Source organism: Comamonas antarctica (assembly GCF_013363755.1).
Classification (GTDB): Bacteria; Pseudomonadota; Gammaproteobacteria; order Burkholderiales; family Burkholderiaceae_C; genus Comamonas; species Comamonas antarctica.
On the sequence record NZ_CP054840.1, the window covers coordinates 3,795,695 to 3,808,081 of the forward strand.

Consider the following 12,387-nt stretch of genomic DNA (forward strand, 5'->3'; position numbering starts at 1 on the left):
TGAAAATCGAGGTTCTGTCCTGCGGATATTGGAGAAGTCATGGATCGGCTGCGTGCTATGGAGTTTTTTCTTTCGGTCTCGAAAACCAGGAACTTTTCCACCACGGCGCGCGATTTCGGGGTTTCCGCGACCGCGGTTTCACGCCTGATCACCGATTTTGAAAATGCGCTCGACGTCAAGCTGCTGCTGCGCTCCACGCGCCAGATCGTGCTGACCGAATCGGGCGAGGAATATGCGCGCCAGCTCGAGGGCATCCTGTGGAACATCAACGCCGCGCATGCCAACATCACCGCCATCCGCGAGGCTCCCAAGGGCCTGCTGCGCGTGCACTCGCGCATGATGTTCGGGCTGGGGGTGCTGCCGCCGCTGATCGCGCGCTTTCGCCGGCTGCACCGCGACATCCACATCGAGCTGATCCTGTCGGAAACACCGGCCGACCTGCGGCGCGACCAGATCGACATCGACTTCCGCATCTCGCCGCCGGTCGAGGCCGGCGTGAAGCGGCGCATCCTGTTTCGCAGCGCGCGCTATCTCGTGGCCTCGCCCGCCTATCTCGCCGAGCGCGTGCTGCCGGCCACGCCCGCCGATCTCGCGCAGCACGACTGCCTGGCCTATCTGCGGCCCGGCGGCGAGAACGTCTGGCACTTCAGCCAGGGCGGACAGGTCGAGGACCTGCCGTTCCAGCCGCGCCACGCGAGCAACAACGGCATGGCGCTGCTGGAGCTCGCGCGCCTGGGCGAAGGCATTGCGCTGCTCGACGACTACACCGTGCACGCCGACCTCGAGCGCGGCAGCCTGCTGCGGCTGCTGCCCGACTACCAGGTCACCAACACCACCTATGAGGAAGGCATGTACGCGACCATCCTGGACACGCCCATGGTGCCGGCCAAGCTGCGGCTGTTCCTCGACTTCGTCGTCGAGCATGTCTCGGGCGAGAGCAACCGCTTCATCGCGCTGCGCGACGAGATCCCGCCCTCGGCGGATCAGGTCGGCGGCTGAATCGCGCAGCGCGGCCGGGGCGCGCCGCGCCGGCCCAGGCCGCGCACGCGCAGCACGCGGCCGTCGAGCGGACCGCTGGCGCTGAGCCGGCCGCTGTCGGAAATCGAAGTCACATAAAGCTCGTCGAGCGCCGGGCCGCCAAAGCACAGCGAACTGGGATGCGCGAGCGGCACGCGCAGCCGCTGCCCCGGCTGGCCCTGCGCGTCGAAGCGCACGATCTCGCCGGTGTGCACCATCACGCTCCACAGGCCGCCCTGGTCATCGAAGCAGGCGCCGTCAGGGGCCGAGCCCAGGCGCTGGGTGTCGGCAAACGGCGCGCGCCGCCAGGGCGCATCCCCGGGTGCGGGGTACACATGGATGCGCCGCGCCGCGCTGTCGCTGACGAACACGCGGCCGTCGACGGGGTGCTGCACCGGGCCATTGACCACGCCATAGCCCTGGTCGACGCGCTCCATGCGGCCCGCGGTATCGATCAGGTACAGGCCGCCCAGCGGCGCCTCGCCCGGCGCGCGCAGCGTGTGCATGGTGCCGACGCAAAAGCGGCCGTCGGCCAGTGCCGCGCCATCGTTGAGGCGCAGCTGCGGGTGCTGCTCCTGCAGCCGGCCCAGCGTCTGCATGCGGCCGCTGGCCGGATCGAGCAGCACCACGCTTTCGCGCAGCGCCACGACCAGGCGCCCGTCGTGGTTGAGCGCGAACGAACCCAGCGGCGCGGGCAGTTCCAGCCGTTGCTGCTCCTGGCCCTGCGCGTCGAGCGCGAGCAGCAGGCCGTCGCGGCTGTCGATCAGCCACAGCCACTGGCGCGCCGCATCCCAGACCGGGCATTCGCCCAGGCGCGTGTGCAGCGTGCCGAAGGGCTGGATTTCTGGACGGGAAGCGGGGGAGGAAGGCATGGCGGCGGGAGGCTGAAAAGGGAGCGCGGGGCGCTGCGCGGCGCAGGCGATGGCATCGATCTTACGGGGGGATCACGGCCCGACTCCGTACGTTTTCGCAGAACACATCCAACGATTTGGCGGGGACTGATTTGCCGGGTTCGTCCCTAGAATTTCCTGGCGCCCCCCATGCAGAGGGCTCGGGCCCCCGCCCGAACACCAGGAGACAAATGTGAACGCCACCGATTTTCCGCAGCGCGCTGTGGATATTCCCCTTTCTTGCCCGGCAACTGCCCTATTCGATCTGACGGGGGTGAAACATGGCTGAGAAAAGCGTGCTGTTTGAAATCAAGGACAAAGTGGCGCTGGTCACGCTCAATCGTCCTCCGGTCAATGCATTGAGCCGTGCCATGCGCCGTGAAATCGTCGCGATCTTTGACGACATTTCCGCGCGCGACGATATTCGCTGCGCGGTATTGACGGGCCAGGGATCGGTTTTCTGCGCCGGCGCCGATTTGAAAGACCGGCCCGACGCCGATATTCCCGGCGATTTTCTCGAACACAACCGCATTACCCGCGAAACCGGCAATGCCATCCGCGAATGCGCCAAGCCGGTGATCGCCGCGATCAATGGCGCCGCGCTGGGTGCGGGCCTGGGCCTGGCCGCGGCCTGCGACATCCTCTATGCCTCGGACAACGCCACCTTCGGCATGCCCGAGATCAACGTCGGCCTGGCCGGCGGCGCGTCGATGCTGCGCACGCTGTTCGGCCGCTCCACCGCGCGGCGCATGTTCTTCACCGGCCAGCGCCTCACGGCCGCCGAGCTGCTGCAGCGCAACGTGCTCGAAGCCGTGCTGCCGCCCGAGGAGCTGCTGCCCGTGGCCATGAAGCTGGCGCACGAGATTGCCGCCAAGGCGCCGCTGGCCGTGATCTACGCCAAGCGCGCGGCCAATATGGTCGACGTGATGCCGCAGCGCGATGCCTACCGCTTCGAGCAGGAGTTCACCATGACGCTGGCGCGCACCGAAGACGCGCGCGAAGCGCGCATGGCATTCCTCGAAAAGCGCGAGCCGCAGTTCAAGGGGCGCTGAACCATGAGCGACTATCAGACACCCGCCCCCGGGGCCGGGATGGACGCCTTTTTCCTGGCGCGCGGCATTGCGGTGATCGGCGCGTCGGCCGAGCCCACCAAGATCGGCGGCCGCCCGGTGCATCTGCTGCGCCGCCATGGCTATGCCGGCAGCATCTATCCGATCAACCCCAAGGGCGGCGAGATCCAGGGCCTGCCGGCCTATGCCCGCCTGGCCGACACGCCCGAAGCGCCCGAACTGGCGCTGATTGCCGTGCCCGCTTCCCACGCCGTGCAGGCGGTGCAGGACTGCGCGGCGCGCGGCGTGCGCGCCGTGGTGGTGCTGTCCTCGGGCTTTGCCGAGGCCGGTGACGAAGGCGCGGCCTGGCAGGCCGAGATGCGCGCCATTGCGCTGCGCCACGGCATGCGCCTGCTGGGCCCGAACTGCCTGGGTACGGTGGGCGTGGCCGAGCGCGCGATCGGCTCGTTCTCGGTGGCGCTCGAAGACTACTTCCCTCAAGCCGGTGCCGTGGGCATCGTCTCGCAGTCGGGCAATATCGGCAGCTACACGCTGCAGTTGCTGGTGCAGCGCGGCGTCGGCATCAGCCGCATGGTGACCACGGGCAACGAGGCCGAAGTCGACCTGGCCGACGGCATTGCCGCGCTGGCGCGGGACCCGGCCACGCGCGTGATCCTGTGCTGCATGGAAACCTGCCGCGATGGCGAACGCCTCACGCAGGCGCTGGCGATTGCGCGCGAACACCAGACCCCGGTGGTGGTGCTGAAGATAGGCGCCACCGAACAGGGCCAGGCCGCGGCGGCCTCGCACACCGGCGCGCTCGCCGCTTCGGACGCGGTGATCGACGCCGTGCTGCGCCGCCATGGCGCGCTGCGCGTGCGCTCGCATGAAGACCTGGTGGAGATCGGCCAGGCGCTGGGCCAGCTGATGCCCATCGGCCAGCCGCACTGCCTGCCACGCAAGCCCGCGGTGACGCTGGTCGCGGCTTCGGGCGGCTTCGGCATCATGATGGCCGACGCGATGAGCGAGGCCGGCCTGGCGCTGCCCGCGCTGGCGCCCGCCACGCGCGCGCGCATTCACCAGGTGCTGCCCGGCGCGAGCACCAGCAACCCGGTCGATGCCTCGGCGCAGATCTCGAGCCGCCCCGACATCCTGTTCGAGGTGCTGTCCGCGCTGCAGGAAGACCCGGGCGAGGCCACCACGGTGCTGTTCCTGTCGCTGGGCCTGTACAGCAGCCGGCTGCGCGACATCTACCTGCAGGCATTGGCGCAGCTGCGCGCCGCCTATCCGCAGCGCCCGCTGGTCATCATCAGCCGCGGCCCGGCCGAGGCCGTGGTGCAGATCCAGGCGCTGGGCATTCCGGTGTTCTCCAGCATCGACGCCGCCGCGCGCGGCATCGATGCGCTGGTGCGCATGGCCGCGCTGCTGGATGCGGCGCCGGCCGCCGCGCCCGCCGTGAACGGCACCGGCGCCCGCCTGCCCGAAGATACCTTCCGCAATGAATACGCGGCCAAGCAGGCGCTGATCGACGCCGGTTTCGAGGTGCCGCGCGAGCTGCGCGCGGCCGATGCCGAGGCCGCCGTCAAGGCCGCCGAAGCGCTGGGCTATCCGGTGGTGCTGAAGATCCTGTCCGAGGACATCGCGCACAAGACCGAAGCCGGCGGCGTGGCGCTGAACCTGGGCGATGCCGAGGCGGTGCGCGCGGCCAGCGCGCGCATCTTCGCCAGCGTCGCGCGCCATGCGCCCGATGCGCGCCTCGACGGCCTGCTGGTCGCGCCGATGCTGCGCGGCGGCACCGAGCTGATCGCCGGCATCTCGCGCGACCCGGTGTTCGGGCCGGTGGTCATGGTCGGCATGGGCGGCATCTATGCCGAAGTGCTGCGCGACGTGGCCGTGCAGCCCGCGCCCGTGAGCGAGGACCAGGCCACGGCCATGATCCGCTCGCTGCGCCTGTTCCCGCTGCTCGACGGCGCGCGCGGCCAGGCGCCGGCCGATGTCGCTGCCGCCGCGCGCGCCGTCGCGCGCCTGTCCGAATTCGCCTGCGCGCACCGCGAACAGGTGGCGGAAATCGACCTGAATCCCATCCTCGTGCGTCCCCAGGGACAAGGCATTGCCATCCTCGACGCCCTGATGGTGCCCCTCACTCCCGAACCCGAGACCGCCCATGCACAATGACCTCGACCCGGCGCAGCTGCCGCCCAGCGCCGACCTGGCGCGCTACCGCCAGCACGCGCGCGACTGGCTGGCCAGCCACCTGCCCGCGCACATGCGCGCCGACAGCCTCGACTACCGTACGCCCACGCTGCAGGAAAGCCGTGAATGGGAGGCCGCGATGCACCAGGCCGGCCTGGCCGGCATGACCTGGCCCACGGTCTACGGCGGCCAGGGCCTGAGCCTGCGCGAGCACCTGGTCGTGAACCAGGAAGTCGGCAGCCTGCTGATGCCCGACAGCGTGGGCTCGATCGGCAAGGAACTCGCGGGCCCGATCATCATGGCCGTGGGCACGGAGGCCCAGAAGCAGGACTTCCTCGCCAACATCCTGGGCATGCGCGAGTTCTGGTGCCAGGGCTTTTCCGAACCCGACGCGGGCTCGGACCTGGCGCGGCTGCGCACCAAGGCGGTTCTCGAAGGCGGCCAGTGGCGCATCAACGGCCAGAAGATCTGGACCAGCGGCGCGGCCAAGGCGCATTACTGCCTGCTGCTGGCGCGCACCGGCACCGTCGCCGACCGCCACCGTGGCCTGCTGATGTTTGCCGTGCCCATGGACACGCCGGGCATCCGCATCGTGCCGATCAAGTCCATCGACGGCAAGGATTCGTTTGCCGAGGTGTTCTTCGACGATGTGGTCGTGCCCGACAGCGCGCGCCTGGGCGCGCCCGACGAGGGCTGGGCCGCGGCGCTCAAGGTGCTGGGCATCGAACGCGCCACCAACCGCATGTACCGGCCCTGGCGCTTCGAGGCCGAGCTGCGTTTCCTGGTGCGCGCGCTGCGCTCCGACGCGCAGCTCGCGCGCCAGCTCGAAGACGGCGGCGTGCAGCGCCGCATCGGCGAGCTGCTGGCCGAGATCGACGGCCTCAAGGGCCTGGTCGAGCGCTCGGTCGACCAGATCATGCAGGGCCAGGCGGTGGGCGCACGTGGCTCGCTGACCAAGCTGTTCTGGTCCGAATGCCACCAGTCGTTTGCCGGCTTCGCGCTGTCGCAGGTGAGCCAGATCGGCCCGCAATCGAGCGCCCTGGCGCAGCGTGCGCGCAAGCTGTTCACCCAGGCCTACCTGTTCTCACGCGCCGAGACGATCTACGCCGGCACCTCCGAAGTCCAGCTCGATCTGATCGCGCAACGCATTCTCCAGCTGCCCCGGGAGCACTGACATGACCCAACAAGACCAGGGGCTGCGCCCCGAGGAATTCGGCGAGGCCGCCGAAGCCGCGATCACCGACGCGCTGCAGCGCCCCGCCGACGCCCATGCGGGCGTGCTGGCCGCGGCCGGCCTGTTCGGCGTCTGCGCGCCCGAAGACGCGGGCGGCATGGCGCTGCCGCTGGCGTTTGCCGTGCCCGTGGTGCAGGCCGCGGGCCGGCTGCGCCTGCGCTTTGCGCTGGCCGAGCAGATCGTGCTCGCGCGCCACCTGCCGGACGTGGCGCTGCGTGCGGCGCTGGTCGACGGCAGCCGCCAGGCCACCATTGCCTGGCAGGGCCGGCTGGGCGACGCCTGGGTCGGCCATGCGCGCCAGGCGCAGCAGGCCGACTGGCTGCTGCTGCGCGCGGCCCAGGGCGAGGGCGCGCAGCTGGTCGATCTGTCCGGCGCGCCGCGCGAACTCGATCCCGCGCTTGATCCCGAGGAACCCGCGGCCTGGCTCGACCTGTCGCAGGCCCCGGTGCTGGCCGAACTCGACGCCGACTCAGCCGCCGCGCTGTGGCATGACCTGGACCTGCTGTTCGCGGCCAGCGCCCATGGCGCGGCCGATGGCGCGCTGCAGGCCGCCGTCGAGCACACCGGCACGCGCGTGCAGTTCGGCGCGCCGCTGTCGACGCGCCAGGCCGTGCGCCATTGGCTCGCGCGCATGAAGCTGTTCCACGAAGCCAGCGGCGCGGCCATCTACCATGCGCTGCGCGTCGACCCCGCCGAACCGGAACGCGCAGCGCCCGCGCGCGCGGCGCGCAGCGCGCTGGCGCTCAATCTGCAGCACGCGGCTTTCATCATCGAGAAGGCCATGCACCTGCACGGGGGCATGGGCTTCACCTGGGAGCTGCCGCTGCACCGCGCGCTGCGCAGCGTGCGCGCGCTCGATGCCGCCTGCGGCGCGGGTGCGCTCGCGCGCCAGCTGGGACAAGACTTCATCAATGCACAGGAGGCCGCATGAGCAGCGCCAAACTCGACCTGCAGGACCGCGTGGCCCTGATCACCGGCGCCGGCAACGGCATCGGCCGTGAAACCGCGCGTCAGATGGCGGCGCGCGGCGCCGTCGTCGCCGTCAACGACCTCAAGCCCGAATTCGTCGGCGCCGTGGTCGATGAAATCCGCGCTGCTGGGGGCCGCGCGTTTGGCGTGGTGCAGAACATCGCCACGCGCGAAGGCATGCAGGCCGCCGTCGAGCAGGCGCGCAGCGAAGGCGGGCGCTTCGACATCCTGGTCAACAACGCCGCCTGGGTGCGCTACCAGGCCGTGCCCGACATCCAGCCCGACACCATGGAGCGCATGCTCGATGTCGGTTTCAAGGCCGTGATCTGGGGCATACAGGCCGCGACCGCGGCCATGGATGCCGAGCGCGGCGGCGCCATCGTCAACGTCGCCTCGACGGCCGCGCTGCGCTCGGCGCCCCATTCGCTGGTCTACTCCGGCATCAAGTCGGGAATCCTGGGCATCACGCGCGCGGCCGCGGCCGAACTCGGCGCGCGGCGCATCCGCGTGAATGCGGTCTGCCCCTCGGCCGTGCCCACCGAGGGCACGCAGCGCAACCGCAACGCCGAGCGCGACGCGGCGCGCGTGGCGAGCACGCCCATGGGCCGCCTGGGCACGGTCGAAGACATCGCGCGCGCGATCTGCTTCCTGGCCAGCGACGACGCCGGTTTCGTCACCGCGCAAGGCCTGGCCGTCGATGGCGGTGTGACCTTCACCAATATCTGAGCCATGCCCGAGGTTTGCACCGTACTCATCACCGGCGCCGCGGGCGGCATCGGCCGCGCCACGGCGCTGCGGCTCGCGCGCGCCGGCTGGCGCTGCGTGCTGGTCGATGCCGATGCCGGCGCGCTCGAACGCCTGCAGGCCGAGTGGCCCGTGGCTGCGTCCGCGCCGCTGGCCTTGGTCGCCGATCTCACCGATGCCGCGCGCATCGAAGCGCTGGGCGCGCAGCTGCCGCCGCTCGATGCACTGATCAACAACGCCGGCATGTCGGCTGGTGGCGCCGAAGTGCTGGCGGGCCTGGACGATGGCGCGGCGCAGCGGCTGCTGGCGCTCAATCTCGAGGCCCCGGCACGCATGGTGCAGGCCTGCACGCCGCATCTGCGCGCGGGCGCACGCATCGTCAACGTGGCCTCGGGCGCGGGCCTGCGCGCGATTCCCTGGCGCGGCCTGTACAGCGCCAGCAAGGCCGGCGTGATCGCCCAGACCCGGGCGCTGGCGCGCGCGCGGCCCGACTGGAGCGTGAGCGCGCTGTCGCCGGGCTTCGTGCGCACCGAGCTCGTGCAGCGGCTGATCGACAGCCGGCGCCTCGATCTGCGCCAGGTGCTGTCGCGCATTCCGATGGCACGCATGGCCGAACCCGAGGACATGGCCGAGGCGCTGGCGTTTCTCGCCAGCCCCGGCGCGCGGCCCTGCGCGGGCCAGTTGCTGGTGCTCGATGGCGGCTCGTCGGTCTATGGCGGCAGCCAGCCGCTGCCTCCGGCGCAGCTGCCCGCGCTGCCCTTCGATACGCCGCGCGCGCTGCACTGCGAAGCCATTGCATGCGCCGAATGGCAGGCCGCGCTGGCGCAACTGCCGGCGGGCGAGACCGCGGGCAGCATTTATCCCGCGGTGATCGACGGCCGCGCCTTGCAGGCACCGGCTGGCGGCCTGCTGGCCGCCGTGCTGGACGCCGCGCGCGCCTTTCGCCTGCAGCATGCGCGCCAGGCCAGCCTGACGCTGCTGCTGCCGCCCGCGCCCGCCGACATCGACTGGCAGCGGGCCGGCGACGCCGCCGCGGCGCGCATGGCGCTTGCCACGCTGGCCGCCGAATGGGGCGCGCTGGGCCTGCGCATCAATGCGCTGGCGCCCGCTGGCGGCTGCGCACCGGCCGCCTGCCTGCCACTGCTCGACTACGCCAGCGGCGCGCGCGCGCAGTTCCTTACGGGCCAAGTGCTCTTTGCGGGCACCGGCACACGGGACGGTCCCGAAACGCCATGATGCACCCCGCGGCCCGTTCCTGATAGATACCAAAACACCAAGGAGACACGTCATGATCAACACGCCCATCACCCGCCGCACCCTGCTTGCCGGCTCGGCCGCCCTGGCCCTGCAGGCCCATGCCAGCACCGCCCCGGCGAACTGGCCCGCGCGCCCGATTCGCCTGGTGGTGCCCGGCCCCGCAGGCTCGGGCATGGACATCTTCGGCCGCCTGCTGGCAGTGCAGCTGCAGGATGCGCTGCGCCAGACCGTGGTCGTCGACAACAAGCCCGGCGCCAACAGCCTGATCGGCACCGACAACGTCGCCAAGGCCCAGCCCGACGGCTACACGCTGCTGCTGTCGCCCTCATCGGCGATTGCCATCAATCCCGTGATCCAGGCCAAGATGCCCTACGACACCGAGAAGGACCTGCTGCCCGTGGCCCAGGTCGGCTCGGCCGGCGTGCTGCTCGTGGCCCATCCGTCGACGGGCTTCAAAAACCTCGGCGACCTGGTGCGCCATGTCAAGGCCAACCCGAACAAGCTGGTCTACGGCTCCTGGGGCAGCGGCTCGACCGGCCACCTGGCGATGGAAGGCATCAAGGCCCACTACGGACTGCAGATGGAGCATGTGCCGTTCAAGGGCGTGGCGCCGCTGGTGACCGACCTGCTGGGCAACAACATCTCGGTGGGCTTCACCGACATCGCCTCGCCCGTGCCGCATATCCGCGCCGGCAAGCTCAACGCGCTCGGCTGCACCGGCTCCTCGCGCGGCCCGGCGCTGCCCGAAGTCACGACGCTCTATGAACAGGGCTTTCGCTTCGACATGAACGGCTGGTATGGCGTGTTCGCGCCCGCGGGCACGCCCGCCGACGTCGTGCAGCGCCTGAACCACGAAATCAACCGCATCCTGGCCACCGACGACGTGATCCAGAAGTTCGCGCTGCAGAACATGGCCAAGCCGCCGATCAAGAGCGTGGAGCAGTTCGCCACGACGGTGAAGCAGGATGTGGCGACCTGGCAGAACCTGGCCAAGGTGGCGAAGCTGAAGGTGGATTAAAAGCACTCAAGGGATACCCTAGGCTAGAGGTATGGCGTTCACCCTTCGACGCGGCCGGCGAGGCAGGCTCAGGGGGGCCCGCCGAGGGTGAGCGGCTCAACACCCGTTCGTCCTGAGCTTGGCGCAGGGCACCCTGTCGAAGGATGGACGGCCGGCACTCAAAATAGAGAGCAGGCCCTTTCCCCCTTCCCCCTTCGATCCTTCAACAAGCTCAGGATCAGGTTCAGAGCGAACGGTTAACGCTCGCCCTACCCGACCCCAAAGAAGATTTCCCGCATTGCATATGCACATTTCTTCGTTGGCCCGGGCCGCACGCGCGCGTAGATTCAGGCGGACCACACGTCCTCCCTCTTTGCCGCGCGTTCGCGCCCTCGCCCCCATGCCCTCCCCCATCTTTTCTTCGGTCTCCGCCACCACGCTGCGCGCCTGGCTCAATGACGGCGCGGAAATCGCCCTGCTCGACGTGCGCGAAGCCGGCCAGTTCGGCGAAGGTCATCCCTTCTTCGCGATTCCCGCGGCCTACAGCCAGCTGGAAAACGACGTGCCGCGCCTGGTGCCGCGGCGCGGCACGCGCGTGGTGCTGCTCGATGCCGGCGACGGCGTGGCCGAGCGCGCCGCGCAGCGCCTCGCGGCACTGGGCTACACGCAGCTGCATGTGCTCGCAGGCGGCGCACCCGCCTGGGCCGCAGCCGGCTATGTGCTGTTCCAGGGCGTGAACCTGCCCTCGAAGACCTTTGGCGAGCTGGTCGAACACGCTTTCGATACGCCCCACCTGTCGGCGCAGGAACTGCAGCGCCGCCAGCAGGCCGGCGAACCGCTGGTGCTGCTCGATGGCCGCACGCTCGCCGAACACCGCAAGATGACCATTCCCGGCGCCACGCCGGTGCCCAACGGCGAACTCGCGCTGCACTGGCATGCGCTCGCGCCCGATCCGCGCACGCCGATCGTGGTGCATTGCGCGGGCCGCACGCGCAGCATCATCGGCGCGCAGATCCTGCGCAGCCTGGGCGTGCCCAATCCCGTGATTGCACTGGAAAACGGCACCCAGGGCTGGGCGCTCGCAGGCCAGCAGCTCGAACATGGCAGCCCGCGCCCCGCCCCGGCGCCGCGCGCGGCACGCGCGCAGGACCAGGCCGCGGCCGCGGCGCTGGCCGCCGAAGCCGGCGTGCCGCAACTCGATGCCGCGCAGGCCCAGGCCTGGATCGACGACACCACGCGCACCACCTACGTGCTCGATGTGCGCAGCGCCGAGGAGTTTGCCGCGGGCACGCTGGCCGGCGCGCGCCATGCGCCCGGCGGCCAGTTGCTGCAAGCCACCGACCAGAGCATAGGCGTGCGCCACAGCCGCGTGCTGCTGCTCGACGACGAAGCCGTGCGCGCACCGGTCGTCGCCAGCTGGCTCTGGCGCCTGGGCTATGAAACCGCCACCGTGGCAGGCGGCATCCGCGCGCCGCTGCGCCTGCCCGCGCAACCCGAAGCCACCCCGGCCATACCGCCGCTGGCAAAGCAGGATCTGGCCGCCTGGGTCGATCGTCATGCGCCGCTGCTGGTCGACATCCAACCCTCGCTGGCCTACCGCCAGCGCCACGCCGCCGGCGCGCTCTGGTCCGTGCGCCCGCGCCTGGCCGCGCAGGTGCAGGCCGCGGCACGCGCCGACCAGCCCGTGCTGCTGCTGGCCGCCGATGCCAGCACGGCCGCCCTGGCACTGGCGGAACTGCCGGGCCGCACGCTGCAGTGGGTCCTGGCCGCCGACTGGCACGCCGCGGGCCTGCCCGTGGAAAGCACGCCCGACAGTCCGGCCGACAGCGAGGCCATCGACTACCTGTTCTTCGTGCACGACCGCCACGACGGCAACCTCGATGCCGCACGCCGCTATCTGGACTGGGAGACCGGGCTGATTGCCCAATGCCAGCCGGATGAGCTCACGGGTTTCCGGCTGCCGGCTGCCAAGGCACGCGGGGAGCGTTGTGCATCCATTGTTTGATGCCCCCAATGTCGGGCATCGATGCTTGGCGT

Annotated in this window: 10 protein-coding genes; 9 read left to right on the top strand and 1 reads right to left on the bottom strand. The window is 70.5% G+C overall.

Translation table 11 applies throughout. The features are described 5' to 3' along the window. The first annotated feature begins 57 nt into the window (after nt 1–57). A complete protein-coding gene (locus HUK68_RS17615) occupies nt 58–999 on the top strand; it encodes a LysR family transcriptional regulator (protein ID WP_244146202.1) in 942 nt (313 codons plus the stop codon). On the opposite strand, the gene HUK68_RS17620 is transcribed toward HUK68_RS17615, so the two are convergent. Then, a complete protein-coding gene (locus HUK68_RS17620) occupies nt 984–1,889 on the bottom strand; it encodes an SMP-30/gluconolactonase/LRE family protein (protein WP_175505361.1) in 906 nt (301 codons plus the stop codon). The genes HUK68_RS17615 and HUK68_RS17620 overlap by 16 nt on opposite strands. Nucleotides 1,890–2,188: 299 nt before the next feature. On the opposite strand from HUK68_RS17620, the gene HUK68_RS17625 reads away from it, so the two are divergent. From HUK68_RS17625 to HUK68_RS17660, 8 genes are all read left to right on the top strand, one after another. Continuing rightward, complete coding sequence (locus HUK68_RS17625; protein ID WP_175505362.1) at nt 2,189–2,959, top strand: enoyl-CoA hydratase/isomerase family protein; 771 nt, start codon at nt 2,189–2,191, stop codon at nt 2,957–2,959. 3 nt (nt 2,960–2,962) lie between these two features. Continuing rightward, complete coding sequence (locus tag HUK68_RS17630) at nt 2,963–5,131, top strand: acetate--CoA ligase family protein (RefSeq protein WP_175505363.1); 2,169 nt, start codon at nt 2,963–2,965, stop codon at nt 5,129–5,131. Beyond that, the gene (locus HUK68_RS17635; protein ID WP_175505364.1) at nt 5,121–6,323 is read left to right on the top strand and encodes an acyl-CoA dehydrogenase family protein; all 1,203 of its coding nucleotides are present in this window, start codon (nt 5,121–5,123) and stop codon (nt 6,321–6,323) included. The genes HUK68_RS17630 and HUK68_RS17635 overlap by 11 nt, the downstream gene beginning before the upstream one ends. Before the next feature lies 1 nt (nt 6,324). Next, nucleotides 6,325–7,314, top strand: a complete 990-nt coding sequence (locus tag HUK68_RS17640; protein ID WP_175505365.1) for an acyl-CoA dehydrogenase family protein — start codon at nt 6,325–6,327, stop codon at nt 7,312–7,314. Further along, nucleotides 7,311–8,078: an SDR family NAD(P)-dependent oxidoreductase gene (locus HUK68_RS17645; RefSeq protein ID WP_175505366.1), complete on the top strand. Its 768-nt coding sequence runs from the start codon at nt 7,311–7,313 to the stop codon at nt 8,076–8,078. Before HUK68_RS17640 ends, HUK68_RS17645 begins: the two co-directional genes overlap by 4 nt. Nucleotides 8,079–8,081: 3 nt before the next feature. After that, nucleotides 8,082–9,332: an SDR family NAD(P)-dependent oxidoreductase gene (locus tag HUK68_RS17650; RefSeq protein ID WP_175505367.1), complete on the top strand. Its 1,251-nt coding sequence runs from the start codon at nt 8,082–8,084 to the stop codon at nt 9,330–9,332. 52 nt (nt 9,333–9,384) lie between these two features. Next, a complete protein-coding gene (locus HUK68_RS17655) occupies nt 9,385–10,371 on the top strand; it encodes a Bug family tripartite tricarboxylate transporter substrate binding protein (RefSeq protein ID WP_175505368.1) in 987 nt (328 codons plus the stop codon). Between the two features lie 379 nt (nt 10,372–10,750). Beyond that, nucleotides 10,751–12,355, top strand: coding sequence for a rhodanese-like domain-containing protein (locus HUK68_RS17660; protein WP_175505369.1), 1,605 nt, complete (start codon nt 10,751–10,753; stop codon nt 12,353–12,355). Nucleotides 12,356–12,387 lie beyond the last annotated feature (32 nt).

Bases quoted from the DNA above. Each gene is read 5' to 3' on its own strand.
- HUK68_RS17615 (WP_244146202.1), top strand. From the start codon at position 58: ATGGAGTTTTTTCTTTCGGTCTCGAAAACCAGGAACTTTTCCACCACG.
- HUK68_RS17620 (WP_175505361.1), bottom strand. From the start codon at position 1,889: ATGCCTTCCTCCCCCGCTTCCCGTCCAGAAATCCAGCCCTTCGGCACG.
- HUK68_RS17625 (WP_175505362.1), top strand. From the start codon at position 2,189: ATGGCTGAGAAAAGCGTGCTGTTTGAAATCAAGGACAAAGTGGCGCTG.
- HUK68_RS17630 (WP_175505363.1), top strand. From the start codon at position 2,963: ATGAGCGACTATCAGACACCCGCCCCCGGGGCCGGGATGGACGCCTTT.
- HUK68_RS17635 (WP_175505364.1), top strand. From the start codon at position 5,121: ATGCACAATGACCTCGACCCGGCGCAGCTGCCGCCCAGCGCCGACCTG.
- HUK68_RS17640 (WP_175505365.1), top strand. From the start codon at position 6,325: ATGACCCAACAAGACCAGGGGCTGCGCCCCGAGGAATTCGGCGAGGCC.
- HUK68_RS17645 (WP_175505366.1), top strand. From the start codon at position 7,311: ATGAGCAGCGCCAAACTCGACCTGCAGGACCGCGTGGCCCTGATCACC.
- HUK68_RS17650 (WP_175505367.1), top strand. From the start codon at position 8,082: ATGCCCGAGGTTTGCACCGTACTCATCACCGGCGCCGCGGGCGGCATC.
- HUK68_RS17655 (WP_175505368.1), top strand. From the start codon at position 9,385: ATGATCAACACGCCCATCACCCGCCGCACCCTGCTTGCCGGCTCGGCC.
- HUK68_RS17660 (WP_175505369.1), top strand. From the start codon at position 10,751: ATGCCCTCCCCCATCTTTTCTTCGGTCTCCGCCACCACGCTGCGCGCC.